This is a genomic window from Rubrobacter tropicus, from assembly GCF_011492945.1.
GTDB lineage: Bacteria > Actinomycetota > Rubrobacteria > Rubrobacterales > Rubrobacteraceae > Rubrobacter_D > Rubrobacter_D tropicus.
On sequence record NZ_CP045119.1, the window covers coordinates 4307037 to 4323051 of the forward strand.

Here is a 16015-nt window from a genome sequence, read left to right on the forward strand (position 1 = left end):
GACACAACAATACACAAGTGTGCTACGCGGGTCAAGGGCCAAAAACCGGGCTATTGCCCCCGCCATACGTATCCGTCACGCGAATTGCAGAAAGGGGCCCGCGGCCACGGCCCGACCGGATCGCATCGCTAGCGCTGCTCACTAGAGGGAAGCTCCGTTCTGGTGTTTGGGAACGTCGAGGCCGCCGGGCAACGGGGTCGTAGTTCCGGGCCGTGCCCGCTAGAGGTCGGGCGAGGCCGCCACGTGGGGGCGTATAGCTTCTTCGATACGGGTCGGGTGGTCGAGGCCGAAGCCGGCGGCGACCCGCCGGGAGAGTTTGGAGAACAGGCTCAAGGTCGCCTGGAAAGCGACGAAGGCGTCCCCGGCGTCGAACCGGCCGTAGCAGCGGTGCAGCCTGTCCCACACGTCCGGTGCCGCCCACTCGCGCATGTGGATCCCGATGTGCCAGACGTCGGCCTCGGGGCCGAGGCGTGCGAGCGCGTCCCACTCGATGAGCCGCAGCAGCATCCGCTTCATGGTCCCGTCGCGCACCTTGACGACCCACAGCTCGCCCCGCGCGAGGTAGGGGGGAATGTGGGCGGCCTCGAACCAGAACTCAGAGCACACCGCCAGCAGTTCGGCGTCCGTGGGCGGTCGTAGGCGCGGGCCCCGGCCCGACGGGTCGGGCAGCCGCGAGGCGAGTCCGGAGGGGTCGGCGAGGACGACGTAGCCCCGCTCGTACAGGGCGTCGAGGCCTCCTTTCGCGAGGTCGGCCAGGACTTCCATCGGCCGGATCTGGATGTCGGCCTTCAGCCCCCCGGCGAAGAATACAGAATATGTGATCCGGCGGTCGACGTCTTCCCCGCCGCCTTCGGACCAACGCATGTGGACCCACACGGGAGAGATCTCTTCGAGCCAAGCGGAAGAGGAGCCGTAGCGCTCGGGCTCGGCGACGAAGACCTCCACGTCGTAGTCCGACGCCGCGTCGACCGGCCCCCGCGCTCGGGCGCGCGAACCGGTCAGGATCACCGCCCCAAGCCCGTCCTGGCGCCGCGCCCAGTCGAGCACCTGGCGCAAGAAGGGGTCCCGGGAAAGGTCGCCGGCCGGCCCTACCCGCCCCCGGTGGCGTTCCGATTCTTCCATCCCGTTACTCCTCCCGAGAGCCCTACACGGCGCGTCGTGGAAGAGGAACGATGCCACGTCCGGGGGTCGGGGGCCACCTCCGGGCGACGAAGAAGGCCGGTTCGCCCGATTCCTGCCAACGGCTTGACGGATACGTGCAGCGCCGGCCGCGGCCAGGTTTGCAGAGGATTCGGGTCGGTTTAGGAATACTAGGGGCAGTTGATGAACGCGTACCGGCTCCGCGACGAGGGATGCGTTTGCCGGAGGTCTTGGTTCTAAAGCGGATTGCAGTGGCATTGAGCCGCCGCGATCCGCGCGGTCAGCGATCGGCCCGCTGCGGCTTCGCCCCCGCTTTCGGCGGTCAGCTTTTTTGCTCTTTCTGAAAGCTGACCGCTGAAAGCTGATAGCCCCGCAAAGAGGTTGGGCCTCTTTGCAAACCGCTTTAGAAAGGGGTGGCCGTGGGGGCACGGCCACCCGGTAGCGCGTCAGCCCAGGAAGTCGAGCAAGGCGCGGTTGAACTGGTCGGCGTGGGTGGCGTTGAGGCCGTGGGGTCCGCCTTCGATCAGGACCAGCGAGCTGCCCTCGATCATCTCGTGGGAGCGCCTGCCGCTGATCTCGAACGGAACGATGGCGTCGGAGTCGCCGTGGATGATGAGCGTCGGAACGTCGATCCCGGCGACGTCGTCCCGGAAGTCGGTGCGCCCGAAGGCAGTTATGCAGTCGAGCGTCCCCTTGGGCGAGGCGAAAGCCGCGATGTCCCGGTTGTAGATCCTGAACGGCTCACCGACCAGATCGTTCCGGTCGCCCGCCGCGAAGAAGCCCGTGGTGAACTGGTCGAGGAACGCTATGCGGTCGCCCTTCACACCGTCCTGGAACTGCTGGATGGTGGCCTCGTCCAGCCCGCCCTCGGGGTTGTCGTCGCTCTTGTACAGGTACGGCGGCACGGCGGCGGCCAACACGGCCTTCGACACGCGCCCGGTCCCGTACCGGCTTATGTAACGGACGACCTCGCCGCCGCCCATCGAGAACCCGACCAGCGTAACGTCGCTGAGATCCAGGAACGTGAGCAGCCCGTCGAGGTCCGCGGCGAACGTGTCGTAATCGTAACCCTCCCAGGGCTGGGAAGACTTGCCGAAACCGCGGCGGTCGTAGGTGATGACGCGGTGGCCGGCCTCGACAAGCGCCGGCACCTGGCTCTCCCAGGACCGGCCGCTCAAAGGCCAGCCGTGGATCAGGACGACCGGGCTACCCGAACCGTGGTCCTCGTAGTACAGCTCGACCGGCGCGCTGTTCTCGTTTCCAACCTGCACATACGCCAAAACAAAGCCTCCTCACCCTAGACGTTCCCGTGAACGTTGCAGAATATATACTCCACTTCGTATGAAAACTGTGGGTTCTGCGATAGAAGCCAACTACCGGGTAATGCTAAGGGACCCAGACACGCGTGGGGGCGTCCTTCGGGATGGATGTCAGGACCACGTGCCTGGTGCCCAAACGCCAGAGCTCGCGGGAGACTACCGAGGCGTCGGCCATGGTGCGGCCGGGTTCGACGCCGGTGATGAGGGCTGCGGTCCGGGCGCCTGGAAGGACTTTCGCGAGGGAGCCTTCTACGAGGGCTTGGGCGAAAGCGCGGGCCGTGATGCTCTGTCCGTGGCCCACGCCGGTGAGCTCGGAGAAGAGGGCGGGACGGTGGACGTGCTCTTCGTCCACCGGGGAGCCGAGGGCGTCGACATTGCCCACGGCGACCACGAGTGTCGAGGCGTCGGGGAGGGCCGGTTCGTGGTCGGCGGTTCCCTTGATCGGGCGCTGGCGCGACCCATCGGCCTCGACGAGAAGGACGTCGGCGAGCGTGGCGAAATCCGAGACGAGGTCGGGCGGGACGCCGCCGACCCTGCCCTTGGAGAGCATGGCGCTGCCGGCAGCCACGCGGGCGTTGCCTTCGGAGAAGGAGATCTTTATCTTCCCGCGCAACTCCTCCGGGTCTTCCGAAGTAACGAGGGGCCCTATCCCTCGCGCTTCGTCGAGGGACATCTTGGTGGTCGGGACCACGAGGACCGTCAGGCCCGCCTCGGCGAGCTCCGAGGCCACCTGCAGGATCGACCCGGACTTGCCGCCGGCCCCCGCGAAGGCGACGACGTCCCCTGCGGAGATGCCAAGTGCCGCGTGCAGCTTCAAAAAAGACTCCAACCCCCGCTGATCGCGGGCTCCCCTTGTACGAGTACATCCATGGTACATCAAATTAGGGGTTCGGCGCTTTATGTCATATTGGCTACTATAGATTTGGTGTAGGATGGGGCTGGCTGTATCCGCGAAGGGGGCGGGGATTACCGGCGGGGAGGCCGGGGTAACAAAGGCGGGAGCCCCATGACTTTACAGGACGGAGAAGGGAGCGCCGGGATGGAAGGGCGAGAACGGGTAGTAGAGTTCGGCAGGGAGTTGCGGGAGGGTCCCGAGCCTTCGGACCGGAGCATCAAAGAGATCATCGACGTCCTGAGGCCCCAGGTCCAGGAGCTCGTCGCCAAGCAGACCGAGCTCGCGAGGACCGAGCTTGCGCCCGTCGGCAAGCGGGCCGGGCTCGCGGCGGGGCTGCTCGCGGCGGCCGCCGTGTTCATGCTGGTGTTCCTCATATTCCTCTCCCTGACCGGGGTCTACGTGCTCGCGGTCTTCCTGCCGCAGTGGGTAGCGGCCTTGATCGTCTCTGGTATATTGCTGCTGGTAGGGGGGATACTCGCGGGGGCGGGCGCGAGCATCTTGAGGAAGCTCGATCCCAAGCCCCACAGGACAATTCGCACCCTCCAGCAGAACGTCAACTGGCTCAAGGGACAGATCAGCCGATGAACGAGATACCGGAGCGCATAGAGCGGGAGATGTTCGAGATCCGGAGCCGCATGGCCCCGGACGTCCGAGACCTGAAGCAGCACGTCGAACCGAAGGCCGTCACCAGGAAGCTTACGGCCAGGATCAAGGACAGGGTGAGGAGCGCGGGCAAGAACCTCGTCGAGTCCGTGAAACGCCAGGCGAACATGGTCGGCGAGGCCGGGAGGAAGAAGAGCCCGGCCCCGCTCACGGACGCCGTCAAGAGCGACCCGCGTCCCCTGGTCCTGCTCGTCATAACCCTGTTCATCACGCTCCTGGCGGCGCGCAAGATCTCCAACGGCCGAGGGGATTAGCGGGGCAACCGCCCCCGGCCGGACGCGCTTCTAACGACCCGAAGAACGACTTGACGCACGTACACTTCCAGCCCGTCGGCGGCGCCGCCGGCGACATGACCCTCGCCAGCCTCATCGCGGCGGGTGCGCCGCCGGAAGAGATCACGGCCTCCCTCGGCCGTCTGAACGTCCCCTTCGAACTCTCGACCGAGAACGCCGAGGTCAACGGCGTGGGCGCGCTCAGGGTCTCGGTCCACAGCCCCAAAGAGCACGCGCACCGCGATTTCGCGACCATCCGTACCCTGATAGAAGGAGCGGATCTGCCCGAGAGGGCGGCCTCGCGCTCCGTCGAGGCGTTTCGCCGGTTGGCGGTCGCCGAGGGCGCGGTCCACGGCGTCGACCCGGAGAAGGTGACGTTCCACGAGGTCGGGGCCGTCGACTCCGTAGTGGACGTGGTGGGGAGCTGCCTCGCCCTCGAACTCCTCGACGCTTCCTCCGTAACCTGCGGTCCGCTGCCGATGGGCACGGGCGTCGTCAGGGCGGCCCACGGCGCGCTCCCGGTCCCCGGTCCGGCCACGCTGGAGGTCCTCAAGGGATCCAAGATCCGATGGACGGAAGAGCCCCGCGAGACGACCACCCCGACAGGCGCCGCGCTGATGAGCGCCTTCACCAACGGCCTCTTTACGGACGCCCCCCCGCCGATGACCCTGGTCTCCATCGGTTACGGGGCGGGCCGCGCCCGGCTCCGAAACGCCCCCAACCTGTTGCGGGCCGTGGTCGGCGAACTGGAGGGAACCGCCGAGGATCTGGAACTCTTGGAAGCAAACGTGGACGACGCGCCGGGCGAGCTTCTCGGCCCCGCGACGGAGAAGCTCCTGGCCGCAGGCGCCCTCGACGCCTGGCTGGAACCGATAACCATGAAACGGGGCCGCGGAGCCTACAAGGTCTGCGCCCTCGTAAAAAGCGTCGACAGGGAACCCATGTCTCGCCTCCTGATGCGCGAGACCGGTACTTTAGGCGTCCGCCACCGCGGCGTCGGCCGCACCGTGGCCGAGCGCCGACACGCCACCGTGGACCTCCCCTACGGCCGCTGCCGCATCAAAATAGGAAGCCTGGACGGCCAGGACTTCGTGGCCTCCCCCGAGTTCGCCGACGCGTCCCGCCTCTCCTCCGAAACAGGATTGCCGCTGCCCCAGGTCTACGCCGACGCGAAGGCCGCGTACGCTGCCAGCTATCAGCTTGCAGCTATCAGCCGTCAGCAAGAACGCCCGTAGCCGAAACCGGCCACGCAAGACCAGCCAAAAGCTGACAGGCTGAAAGCGAGGCCTGCTCGTAGCAGGCCGAAGCGTGCTACGAGCGGAGGCGCAGCCGGAGCGTGCTGAAAGCTACAACGGCGTTACGTTCGACGCCTGCGGCCCCTTCCTGCCTTCGGACGGCTCGTAGGAGACTTTAGAGCCCTCCTCCAGGCTCTTGAAGCCGCTTCCCGCTATGCCTGAGTAGTGGACGAAGAGATCCTCGCCTCCGTCGTCCGGGGAGATAAAGCCGTAGCCCTTCTCGTCGTTGAACCACTTAACCGTTCCCTGGGCCATGGCTTCCGCGCCCACCTTTCTCTTGCCGGCCAGACGTGCGTCGGGCCTCTGTACAACCTCCGATCCGAAATCTAGTACAAAACGCCGCCCGATGCACGCCCCCGCGCCGATAGTTCGTATCCACGAGCGCCCTTCTACGACCTGCGCCGCGGCCTCGACCGTTAAATCCCCGTTCGTGGCTTAGAATAGACCTATGAGAGAGCTAAGAGAGAACCCCCGGGAAGCCGGCACGCCACACGAAAATCCGGGCCTCGCGGCCCTGTCGCGGGGCGCGGCCGCCATCGAACGTCCGGGCAGGGGTCTCCTTCGCCTGAGGGGCAGGGACCCTGTCGGGATGCTGAACGCCGTCCTTACCAACGAAGTCCCGAAGGACTTCGACCTCGGCGCCTACGCCCTGCTGCTGAACCCCAAAGGCCGGGTGCAGGCGGACCTGCGGGTCCTGAAGGCTGACGATGCCGTTCTCGTTGACACGGAACCCGAGGGCGCGGGCGCGGCGCGGGAGATCCTGAGCCGCTACGCACCTTTCTCCCGCGTCACGCTCGAAGACCTCTCCGAGGCCTGGTCCGTGCTCGGCCTCTACGGGCCCCTCGCCGGAGATCTGCTCGACGGCCTCGCCCTGACGGAACACCGGACGGCGGAGGTCGAGATCGGCGGCGAGGCGCTGCTCGCGGTGGGCGTCGCCGCCCCGGTCCCGGGCTACGACCTGCTCGGCCCTTCGGAGACCGTGGCTCACGCCTTGAGGGGCCTGATCGAACGCGGGGCCACCCCGGCGGACCTCGACGCCTACGAGACCGCCAGAATAGAGGCCGGCATCCCCCGCTTCGGCGCGGACATCACGCCCGAGAACTTCCCCGGCGAGGCAGGCGTCCTCGAACGCGCCGTGAACTTCGCCAAGGGTTGCTACCCGGGCCAGGAGACCGTGGCCCGGATGCGCTACCGGGGCCACCCCAACAAGACCCTGTACAGGATCTCCTCCAGCAACGTCCCCGAAGCCGGCACCCCCGTCTTCCAGGCCGGTAAGTCCATCGGCACCATCACCAGCGTCGCCCCCCTGCGGGTGAACGGGGAGACTTCGGCCCTCTGCTACCTGTCGCGCAACGCGGACCTCGAATCGCCCCTCACCGCCGCCGGCTCAGAGGTCGGTGTTCTGGGCGAGGTCTCGTGAAACCCCCCGAAGAGTGCGCGAAGATCGAAGACGTGCGCGAGGCCATAGACGGGCTCGACCACGAGATCCTGACCCTCCTCGGCAGACGGGCCCACTACGTCACAGCCGCAACGCGGTTCAAGACGGGCCCCGACAGCGTCCGCGCCCCGGAACGCCAGAGGGCCATGCTGGCCCTGCGCCGCCGCTGGGCCGAAGAGGCGAACCTCGACCCCGACTTTGTCGAAAAGCTCTACAAAGACATCGTCTCCCACTTCGTGGCCCGCGAGATGGAGCACTGGCGGGGCGACCAGGCGTAGAACCCGTTATCGGGAACCGTTCCCGATAAGCACCCTTTAGGAGGGCGGTTCCATGTTACAAGCGGGTTGTGACGTCGTGGGCTGACAATGGCTCTCAGGAAGGATCAATCGGGTGTGATCGAGGTCACGAATCCTGCGTGTGGAGCGCGTTTTGGCTGGTTTCAGGAAAAGTTCTTGGTTGTGATGCGTTTACGTTGTTGGGGTAGGGGGGCTGTGGTTAAATGGGACATGTAGTAGCAAAGTTTTCACAGGTGGATTGGCGGGTTCGATGCTAAAGATAGACAACTTGCACGTCGAGATCGAGGGCGGCGAGATCCTGAAGGGTCTCGGCCTCGAGGTGGGCAAGGGTGAGATCCACGCGATCATGGGCCCGAACGGCTCTGGCAAGAGCACCCTTTCGAACGTTCTGATGGGCCATCCCAGATACGACGTCACGGACGGCACCATCGAGTTCCTCGGCGAAGACGTGCTGGAGCTCGAGCCCGACGAGCGGGCGAGGCTCGGCATGTTCCTCGCGTTCCAGTACCCGAGCGAGGTCCCAGGCGTCTCCGTCGCCAACTTCCTGCGCACCGCCGTCAACAGCGTCAGGGAGAAAGAGCTTCCCCCGATGGAGATGTACAGGCTCTTGCAGGACAAGATGAAGATCATGCAGATGGACCCCAAGTTCGCCGAGCGGTACCTGAACGAGGGATTCTCCGGCGGCGAGAAGAAGCGGAACGAGATCCTGCAGATGCTCATGCTGGAGCCGAAGCTCGCCATCATGGACGAGACCGACTCGGGCCTCGACATCGACGCGCTCCAGGTGGTCTCCAAGGGCGTCAACGAGCTCAGGGGGCCCGAGTTCAGCGCGGTCATCATCACGCACTACCAGAGGATCCTGCGCTACATCGAGCCGGACCACGTTCACGTCATGCTCGACGGTAGAATCGTGACGAGCGGCGGCAAGGACCTCGCGCTTCAGCTCGAGGACAAGGGCTACGACTGGGTGCGCCAGGAGTTCGGCTCCGCGGCGCAGAGCTAGGGAAGGGACCCGATATGCCAGAAGACAAGAGCATCCAGGAGCTTGGGCTCGACGAGTACAAGTACGGCTTCAGCGATCCTGAGGAGTACTTCTTCAAGACCCCGAGGAAGGGGATAGACCCCGAGATCGTCGCCATGATCTCCAAGCACAAGAACGAGCCCGAGTGGATGCTGGAGTACCGCTTGAAGGCCCTGGAGTCTTTCCTCGAGCGTCCGACCCCGCAGTGGGGCGGCGACCTCTCGGAGCTGGATTTCGACGAGATCTACTACTACATCCGCCCGATGGAGAACCAGGGCCGCTCCTGGGACGACGTCCCCGACGACATCAAGAACACTTTCGAGAAGCTGGGCATCCCGCAGGCCGAGCGCGAGTCGCTCGCCGGCGTCGGCGCCCAGTACGAGTCGGAGGTCGTCTACCACTCGTTGAAGGAGGAGTGGGACAAGGCCGGCGTCGTGTTCATGGACATGGACTCGGGCCTGCGCGAGCACGAGGACCTCGTGCGCGAGTACTTCGGGACCATCATCCCGGCCGACGACAACAAGTTCTCGGCGCTCAACAGCGCGGTCTGGTCTGGCGGCTCGTTCGTGTACGTCCCGCCGGGGGTCCACATCGACATCCCGCTGCAGGCGTACTTCCGCATCAACGCGGAGAACATGGGCCAGTTCGAGCGGACCTTGATCATCGCCGACGAGGGCTCCTACGTTCACTACATCGAGGGCTGCACGGCGCCCACGTACACCACCAACTCGCTCCACTCGGCCGTCGTCGAGCTCATAGCGAAGCCGAACGCGCGCATCAGGTACTCGACCATCCAGAACTGGTCGCACAACACCTACAACCTGGTGACCAAGCGCGCGGTCGCCGAGGAGAACGCCACCGTGGAGTGGGTAGACGGCAACCTCGGCTCCAAGCTCACCATGAAGTACCCGGCGGTCTACCTGACCGGCGAGGGCGCCCGCGGTGAGATCCTGTCGGTTGCTTACGCCGGCGACGGCCAGCACCAGGACGCCGGCGGCAAGGTCGTCCACGCAGCACCCAACACTTCCTCGCTTATCACCTCCAAGTCCATCTCCAAGGGGACGGGCAGGAGCACGTACCGCGGGCTCCTCAAGGTGCACGAGGGGGCCGTCGGCTCCAAGAGCCGGGTCGAGTGCGACGCGCTGCTCCTCGACGAGAACGCGCGGACGGACACTTATCCGTACATCGAGATCGAGGAGAAGAAGGTCAACACCGAGCACGAGGCAACGGTCTCGAAGGTCGGGGAGGACCAGCTCTTCTACCTCATGAGCCGCGGGCTCTCGGAAGAAGCCGCGATGGCGATGGTCGTCAACGGGTTCATCGAGCCCATAGCCAAGGAGCTTCCGCTCGAGTACGCCATCGAGTTGAACCGCCTGATCCAGCTCGAGATGGAAGGTTCGGTCGGGTAGAGCCGGTAGGCTAGTCAGCATTTCAGCCGGTCAGCTCCCTGGCCGGTCACCGAGGGACGATTAGCAGTGGGGCGGGTCCCAAGTGGGCCCGCCCTTTTTGATTAGAGCAAAGGCAGGTCGTATGCAGCAGAAGGAAGCGCCGGAGGTTCTGAAGTCCAAGGGTATCACCGAGGAGACGGTCAAGGCCCTCTCCTCGTTCAAGGACGAGCCCGACTGGCTCGCGGAGAAGCGCCTCTCGGCGTGGCGGGCCTTCGAGGCGCTGCCGATGCCGAGCTTGCGCGACGAGGCCTGGCGCTACACGGACATCTCCGACGTGCGCATCGAGGACTTCCTGCCGTACGCGCCCAGCCCGGACGTTTCGAGTGAGGACGAGCTGCCGGAGGCCGTCCAGAGGCTCATCAAGGAGGGCGAGGAGAACAGCGCCCTGCTCGTCCAGCACAACTCCGAGACCGCCTACTCGCGGGTCGACGACGAGGTCGGCCGCAAGGGCGTTATCTTTACGGACCTGCACACGGCTCTCAGGGAGCACGAGGAGATCGTCAGGGAGAAGCTCTTCGGGCTCGTGCCGGAGGACTACGACAAGTTCGCGGCGCTGTGCGCGGCGGGCTTCGCCGGCGGTTCGTTCCTGTACGTTCCCAGGGGCGTCGACGTGGAGGTGCCGATCCAGAGTTACCGGTGGCTGGACGTGGTCGGCTCGATCATGCCCCGCACCCTCATCGTGGTCGAAGAGGGCGCGAGCGTCACTTACATCGACGAGTACGCCAGCGCGAGCGCGGAGGAGCCGGCGTTCTCGAACGGGGCGGTGGAGCTGTACGTCGGCGAGGGGGCGCACCTGCGCTACGTCTCGCTGCAGAACTGGGAGCGCAACGTGCTCCACTTCAACACCATCCGCTCCGAGGCCGGCAAGGACTCGACGATCAACAGCCTCGTCGTGGCGCTCGGCTCGCAGCTTAGTCGCACGAACGTGGAGGCGGGCCTGACGGCGCCGGGGAGCGACTCGGAGATGCTCGGTTTGTACTTCGCCGACCAGAACCAGGTCCTCGACCACCACACGCTTCAGGACCACATCTCGCCCAACGCCCATTCGGACCTGCTCTACAAGGGGGCCTTGCGCGACGAGTCGATCGCCGTCTTCTCGGGACTCATCAGGGTCGAGCCGGGGGCGCAGAAGACCGACGCCTACCAGACGAACAGGAACCTTATTCTCGGGACCGACGACGCCTTCGCGGTGTCTTTGCCGAACCTGGAGATCATGGCCGACGACGTGAAGTGCTCCCACGGCTCGACCACCGGGCAGGTCGACGACGTGGAGCTCTTCTACCTGATGAGCCGCGGCATCCCGCGGGCCGAGGCCGAAAAGCTCGTGGTGTTCGGGTTCTTCGGGGAGGTTACGAGCCGCATCCCCCTCAAGGGCCTCAAGGAGAAGCTGGACCGGGCCATAGAGGGCAAGATCGGGCTCGGCTTCGAGGAGCGGGTCGCCTAGAGATGCCGGAGTTCCACAAGGTAGCCTCGACGGACGAGGTGGCCCCGGGCACGGTCAGGCAGTACAGGGTAGAGGACCGTCCCGTCGCCCTGTGCAACGTGGACGGCGAGTTCCACGCTTTTGAAGACGTCTGCACCCACGCCTTCGCCTACCTGAGCGAGGGTGGGATGGAGGGGGACAAGATAAAGTGCCCCCTCCACGGCGCCCTCTTCGACGTGAGGTCGGGCAAGCCGAAGAGTCTCCCCGCCGTGAAGCCCGTGCCGAAGCACGAGGTCAAGGTCGAGGACGGGAACGTCTACGTCGCCATGAACCCCGAGCGCGTCAAGGTGAGGACCCGGAGACGCGTGTGAGCCGGGTGGCGCGCCGTTTCGCGCTCCTGGCCGCGATCATCGCCGTGGCCGCCCTCTCCGTATCCTGCTCGGAGGCGGAGATCGACGATCTCCTGAACGAGGTTCTTCAAGAGATCGAGAACTCGAACGCTGGCGGCAAGGTTCCAGCGAACGCGGGCAAGGCCCTCAAACAGCTCGAGGTCGCGCCAGCCGGCTCCATGTCCGGGTACGACAGGGAGGCCTTCCCGCACTGGTCCGACGCCCAGGAGAACGGGTGGCGCGTCTCGGACAGCTCTTGCGACGCGCGCGACGCGGCCCTGATCCGGGACGGCAAGGACGTGGTAGTTGGCGAGGGCTGCGACGTCGAGTCGGGCCGCTGGCTCGACCCCTACACAACGCGAACCTACACCGACCCCCTGGACATAGACATAGACCACCTGGTCCCCCTGGCGAACGCCTACAGGAGCGGGGCCTCCGCCTGGGACGAGGCGGAGCGCGAGCGTTACGCGAACGACCCGGACAACCTCCTCTCCGTCGAGGACAACGCAAACCAGGAGAAAGGAGACAAGGGTCCCGAGGCGTGGAAACCGCCGAACAGGGCCATCTGGTGCTCCTACGCGAAGGATTGGATCTCCGTTAAATCTGACTACGCCCTGACCATCAACCCCCAGGAGAAATCGGCCCTGAGACAGATGCTCTCCACCTGCAAAAAGAATTGACGGGTTCCTCCAAAGCGGAGTTCCGCTCGACCTTCCCGTCCACCCCCGGAGGCGTCATGACCGAAGAGGCGGGCGCCATCACCGGAGAGCTAGAACTCCTCTGCTGGCCCGAGAACGACGGGCTTCACGTCGCGGCGCGCTACGCCGAAACGGACGACTGGTACACCGTCTCCGGTGGCCCGGTGCGGCTGACGGGCGACCTCGAAGGCGTATCCGAACAGGTAGCGCAACACCTGCGCACGCCGGGTCCCGTAGTGGACGGGAACGAGAAGGCGGTTTCGTTGGAGGGGTTCGCCGGGGCCTGAGGCTACGCGTCTTCGGGTTCTCGCACGAAGACGCGCCTGGTCAGGTCCTGCATTCGGTCGACGTAGCGGCCGGTAGGCCAGCCACGCTCCATCGTCAGGCTCTCCCAGTTGCGGATCGAGAGCATCGTCCAGAGGAGATCGGCGGCCTCGTCCAGCGTCCACCCGGGGGCGAGCGTCCCGTCTCGATCCAGGCGTTCGATGATGTTGCGGCAGGCTTCGTATACGGCCCCCATCCGGTCGTCCCAGGCCGCGGCGACGGCCTCGTCGGTCTCCCGCGCCGCCAGCATCGCCCGCGCTATGCCGTAGATCTGCGGTATGTAGTTACCCCAGAACTCGACGTAAGCCTCGAGACGCTCGACGCCGCTGCCCGCCGCCCGGTAGCGGCGTAGCCGTTCGTCGAGCCCGAGAACCTCATCCCCATAACGGACGGTCGCCACCATGAGCTCCGCCCTGGTGCCGAAGTGATCGTACACCGCCTGCCTGGAGACGCCCGCCCCCCCGGCAACGTCGCTCATGCGGACGCCCCGACCGAGACGCTCCTCCATCAGCCGCCACGCCGCGTCCATGATCCGGCCCCGGGTTTTCGGATCTCCTCTTGACACGACGTAAAGTGTACGCTAGCTTTACGTCGTGTCAATTTACACGATGTAAAGCTCGGGTATGGAGGTGGAGATGAAGGTGCTGGTTTTCGGGGCGACGGGTAGCGTGGGGCGGCACATCGTCGAGCAGGGGCTTGCGCGGGGGCACGAGGTAACGGCGTTTGTGCGGGATCCGTCCGGGCTCGAAGTCGGGCGTGAGGGTTTGAACGTCTTCGAGGGCGATGTTCTGGAACCCGCCTCGGTAGAGGCGGCGGTGCGGGGGCAGGAGGCCGTGTTGTGTTCCATCGGCGCGGGCAGGAGGGGCGGGGTCCGCTCGGAGGGTACGCGAAACATCGTCCGCGCGATGGAGGAGGCGGGCGTGCGGCGTTTCGTCTGCCAGACGACGCTCGGGGCCGGGGAGAGCTCGGGCAACCTCAACTTCTTCTGGAAGCACGTCATGTTCGGGCTCCTTCTGCGGGAGGCTTTCGCGGACCACGAACAGCAAGAAGCGCACGTCAGGAAGAGCGGGTTGGACTGGACGATAGTCCGTCCGGCCGCCTTCACCGACGGCGGGCGCACGGGGGAGTACCGGCACGGCTTCTCGCCAGACGAGAGGGAGATCTCGCTAAAAATCTCCCGCGCCGACGTCGCCGACTTCATGCTGGACCAGTCGGAGGATGGGACGTACCTCCGCGAGGCGCCGGGCTTATCGTATTGAACCCCGCCCTTCGGGGCGGGACCGGCCGCAGAGATCAAGGAGCCGCGCCCGGCGCGTGGCGGAAGACGCAGGGACCAACGACACCTGGGGGTACCGCATGAGACGCCAACCGACAGAGGCGGTAGGCCACGCGCCTCTCCGCCGGCCAGACTCCGGAACGGCCCTCAGCGCCCTCACGCTGATACCGGCCACGCTCACCACCGGCCTCGTGGCCGGCGTCTTCTACGCCTACTCCGTCTCGGTCAACCTCGGCCTGGCAGGACAGCCCGACGCAGGCTACGTAGCCACCATGAACGCCATAAACGAGAAGATACAGAACCCCCTGTTCTTCGCGGGCTTCATCGGGTCCGTCCTGTTCCCGCTGGTGGCGCTCGGCGCCACCTTCCCCGTCGCGGGTCGTCCCGCTTGCGGCTCGTCGCCCTGGCCTGCGCGCTGCATATCGGGGGCGGCTTCCTGGTGACCGTCTTCGCCAACGTGCCCCTGAACGAGGAGTTGGCCCGCGTCGCCGCCGACGCGTCCCCGGGCGAGTTGGCCCGCGCGAGGGCGGCCTACGAGGGTCCGTGGAACCTCTGGAACGGCGTGCGCGCGGTGTCCTCGACGCTGGCCTTCCTCGCCCTCATCGGGTCCTGCCTGTCGGGCGCGGGGCGCGGAACGCGGGGAGGAGACACGTTCGGGGGATAGGTCCCGGGCCGGCCGGCCGTGGCCGGGATGCTTTACCGACAGGACGGGGCGGGTAAGCACATTTACCCGAGCAGGATCAGGGACACCAATGGGAGGCCTCAATGCTACTCGAAGGGTCGTGCCACTGCGGATCCGTCCGTTTCCGGGTCCAGTCCGAGACGTTCTACCCTTACCAGGCTTGCTACTGCTCCATCTGCCGCAAGACGGCGGGCGGCGGTGGGTACGCCGTAAACCTCGGGGCAGAGGCGGGCACGCTCGAGGTCGAAGGTCGGGACAACGTCTCTGTGTATACCGCGAGTTCCAGGGACCGCGGCTCCCCGGAGAGGAACTTCTGCGGGCATTGCGGCAGCTTCCTGTGGCTCTTCAACCCGATGTGGCCGGATCTCGTCCACCCGTACGCCTCTGCCATAGACACCCCGCTCCCGAAGCCCCCGGAGTGCGTCCGGATCATGCTGAACTACGCCGCGCCCTGGTGCGACATACCCGCCAACGACCGCGAAACGCACTTCCCCGAGTACCCGGAAGAATCCCTGGAAGACTGGCACCGTCGACACGGGCTTCTGTAAAGGAATCCCCTGGCCCCAGAGCCTCCTGACCCGGCGGATTCCCGCGCCCCGGCGACGACGTGCGTCTTGCGGGATGTTCCCGGCTTTACGCGGTTCGTACTGGGATTCCTTTCTCACGCATCGCGTCCCGACCCGATACGACGAAGGCGACGAGCAGAGGATGAGGGCTCTCGGGAGAAGATCTCGTCTGCGGCACGAAAAGGGTCGCCACGTAGAAGGGGTGTTCCGGCAGTTCCACTATCCGGGCCTCGCCGTCTGCGTCCGTTCCCGAGACGCGCAGGCCGGCCGCTTCTACGAGTCGCCGGCTCCCAGGTGTCAGCCCGTAGTTGCAACGGTACTCTTCCACGACTGTCCGGGCGTCGTAGACCCCGTGGACCCTCGACCCTGGTTCGATCTCCACCTCCATCTTGCGTCCGAAAGGGGAGCAACTCATGGCAGAAATGAAAGGGTCCGGGGTGTTGGGATCGTACTCGGCGTGGCCGGCGTTGGGCATGCAGAGAACGTTGCGGGCGTACTCGATCACAGCGTGCTGAAACCCCCCGCACGTCCCGATAAACGGCACGCCCCTCTCGCGGACGAAATGGATGGCCTCGAGCACCCCGTCGAAGTTCCTGTAAGGGCTGCCGGGAGAGCAGAAGACGGCGTCGAACCTCCGCAACGCGTTCGAGGCACGTCCTTCGAGGGCATCGGTGGGCAACCACTCCGTCCTGACGGAAACCCCGAGAGACGCTCCCGCGTGTCCGAGCGCCTCTTCGGTCGCGTCGTGCGTGGGATTATTCCGGTCGCGGTCGCCGACGATGCCGATCCTGACAATATCCGCCATTCTGGCCTCCTCTGGACGGGCGAAAACAACGGAGATCCAGTATGTCACACCCGGAGGGCGAGAAG

21 protein-coding genes are annotated in these 16015 nt (G+C 65.8%); 15 read left to right on the plus strand and 6 right to left on the minus strand.

From position 1 onward, the window contains the following. Positions 1 to 219 precede the first annotated feature (219 nt). From GBA63_RS21560 to yqeC, 3 genes are all read right to left on the minus strand, one after another. On the minus strand, positions 220 to 1122 hold the full coding sequence (locus GBA63_RS21560) for an aminoglycoside 6-adenylyltransferase (protein WP_166179527.1): 903 nt from the start codon (positions 1120 to 1122) through the stop codon (positions 220 to 222). A gap of 464 nt (positions 1123 to 1586) precedes the next feature. Next, entirely contained in the window at positions 1587 to 2420 is an 834-nt protein-coding gene (locus tag GBA63_RS21565; RefSeq protein WP_166179529.1) for an alpha/beta fold hydrolase, read from the minus strand. A gap of 106 nt (positions 2421 to 2526) precedes the next feature. After that, entirely contained in the window at positions 2527 to 3276 is a 750-nt protein-coding gene (yqeC, locus tag GBA63_RS21570; protein ID WP_166179531.1) for a selenium cofactor biosynthesis protein YqeC, read from the minus strand. A 222-nt stretch (positions 3277 to 3498) separates the two neighbouring features. Between yqeC and GBA63_RS21575 the strand changes: the two genes are divergently transcribed. The 3 genes from GBA63_RS21575 to larC are packed head-to-tail and all read left to right on the plus strand — an operon-like array spanning position 3499 to position 5524. Then, positions 3499 to 3939: a phage holin family protein gene (locus tag GBA63_RS21575; protein WP_166179533.1), complete on the plus strand. Its 441-nt coding sequence runs from the start codon at positions 3499 to 3501 to the stop codon at positions 3937 to 3939. Continuing rightward, on the plus strand, positions 3936 to 4271 hold the full coding sequence (locus GBA63_RS21580) for a DUF3618 domain-containing protein (RefSeq protein ID WP_166179534.1): 336 nt from the start codon (positions 3936 to 3938) through the stop codon (positions 4269 to 4271). The genes GBA63_RS21575 and GBA63_RS21580 overlap by 4 nt, the downstream gene beginning before the upstream one ends. A 50-nt stretch (positions 4272 to 4321) precedes the next feature. Then, entirely contained in the window at positions 4322 to 5524 is a 1203-nt protein-coding gene (gene larC / locus GBA63_RS21585) for a nickel pincer cofactor biosynthesis protein LarC (protein WP_166179536.1), read from the plus strand. 111 nt (positions 5525 to 5635) lie between these two features. Here the strand turns inward: larC and GBA63_RS21590 are convergent, their stop codons facing one another. Beyond that, entirely contained in the window at positions 5636 to 5839 is a 204-nt protein-coding gene (locus GBA63_RS21590) for a cold-shock protein (RefSeq protein WP_166180498.1), read from the minus strand. A gap of 193 nt (positions 5840 to 6032) precedes the next feature. Here GBA63_RS21590 and ygfZ point away from each other — a divergent pair, with 193 nt between their 5' ends. From ygfZ to GBA63_RS21630, 8 genes are all read left to right on the plus strand, one after another. Continuing rightward, on the plus strand, positions 6033 to 7004 hold the full coding sequence (gene ygfZ / locus GBA63_RS21595; RefSeq protein WP_166179538.1) for a CAF17-like 4Fe-4S cluster assembly/insertion protein YgfZ: 972 nt from the start codon (positions 6033 to 6035) through the stop codon (positions 7002 to 7004). Then, positions 7001 to 7300 carry an isochorismate lyase gene (locus tag GBA63_RS21600; RefSeq protein WP_166179540.1) on the plus strand — a complete coding sequence of 100 codons (300 nt, stop codon included), beginning with the start codon at positions 7001 to 7003 and terminating at the stop codon, positions 7298 to 7300. The genes ygfZ and GBA63_RS21600 overlap by 4 nt, the downstream gene beginning before the upstream one ends. A 256-nt stretch (positions 7301 to 7556) precedes the next feature. After that, a complete protein-coding gene (gene sufC / locus GBA63_RS21605) occupies positions 7557 to 8321 on the plus strand; it encodes a Fe-S cluster assembly ATPase SufC (protein ID WP_407690822.1) in 765 nt (254 codons plus the stop codon). Between the two features lie 14 nt (positions 8322 to 8335). Continuing rightward, positions 8336 to 9748 carry a Fe-S cluster assembly protein SufB gene (gene sufB, locus GBA63_RS21610; RefSeq protein ID WP_166179544.1) on the plus strand — a complete coding sequence of 471 codons (1413 nt, stop codon included), beginning with the start codon at positions 8336 to 8338 and terminating at the stop codon, positions 9746 to 9748. Between the two features lie 121 nt (positions 9749 to 9869). Further along, positions 9870 to 11231, plus strand: coding sequence for a Fe-S cluster assembly protein SufD (gene sufD, locus GBA63_RS21615; protein ID WP_166179546.1), 1362 nt, complete (start codon positions 9870 to 9872; stop codon positions 11229 to 11231). Between the two features lie 2 nt (positions 11232 to 11233). Further along, on the plus strand, positions 11234 to 11581 hold the full coding sequence (locus GBA63_RS21620; RefSeq protein ID WP_166179548.1) for a non-heme iron oxygenase ferredoxin subunit: 348 nt from the start codon (positions 11234 to 11236) through the stop codon (positions 11579 to 11581). Continuing rightward, on the plus strand, positions 11578 to 12279 hold the full coding sequence (locus GBA63_RS21625; RefSeq protein WP_207956977.1) for an HNH endonuclease family protein: 702 nt from the start codon (positions 11578 to 11580) through the stop codon (positions 12277 to 12279). The genes GBA63_RS21620 and GBA63_RS21625 overlap by 4 nt, the downstream gene beginning before the upstream one ends. 56 nt (positions 12280 to 12335) lie before the next feature. Beyond that, positions 12336 to 12584: a hypothetical protein gene (locus GBA63_RS21630; protein WP_166179550.1), complete on the plus strand. Its 249-nt coding sequence runs from the start codon at positions 12336 to 12338 to the stop codon at positions 12582 to 12584. A gap of 2 nt (positions 12585 to 12586) precedes the next feature. On the opposite strand, the gene GBA63_RS21635 is transcribed toward GBA63_RS21630, so the two are convergent. Continuing rightward, on the minus strand, positions 12587 to 13150 hold the full coding sequence (locus GBA63_RS21635; RefSeq protein ID WP_166179552.1) for a TetR/AcrR family transcriptional regulator: 564 nt from the start codon (positions 13148 to 13150) through the stop codon (positions 12587 to 12589). Between the two features lie 106 nt (positions 13151 to 13256). Between GBA63_RS21635 and GBA63_RS21640 the strand changes: the two genes are divergently transcribed. From GBA63_RS21640 to GBA63_RS21655, 4 genes are all read left to right on the plus strand, one after another. Further along, positions 13257 to 13880 (plus strand): NAD(P)-dependent oxidoreductase, encoded by a 624-nt coding sequence (locus GBA63_RS21640; protein WP_166179554.1) that lies wholly within the window; start codon positions 13257 to 13259, stop codon positions 13878 to 13880. A 55-nt stretch (positions 13881 to 13935) separates the two neighbouring features. Continuing rightward, the gene (locus tag GBA63_RS21645; protein WP_166179556.1) at positions 13936 to 14340 is read left to right on the plus strand and encodes a hypothetical protein; all 405 of its coding nucleotides are present in this window, start codon (positions 13936 to 13938) and stop codon (positions 14338 to 14340) included. After that, positions 14286 to 14561, plus strand: coding sequence for a DUF1772 domain-containing protein (locus GBA63_RS21650; protein ID WP_166179558.1), 276 nt, complete (start codon positions 14286 to 14288; stop codon positions 14559 to 14561). Before GBA63_RS21645 ends, GBA63_RS21650 begins: the two co-directional genes overlap by 55 nt. Before the next feature lie 101 nt (positions 14562 to 14662). After that, entirely contained in the window at positions 14663 to 15127 is a 465-nt protein-coding gene (locus GBA63_RS21655; protein WP_166179560.1) for a GFA family protein, read from the plus strand. 85 nt (positions 15128 to 15212) lie between these two features. On the opposite strand, the gene GBA63_RS21660 is transcribed toward GBA63_RS21655, so the two are convergent. Further along, on the minus strand, positions 15213 to 15950 hold the full coding sequence (locus GBA63_RS21660; protein ID WP_166179562.1) for a CTP synthase C-terminal region-related (seleno)protein: 738 nt from the start codon (positions 15948 to 15950) through the stop codon (positions 15213 to 15215). Positions 15951 to 16015: the final 65 nt, after the last annotated feature.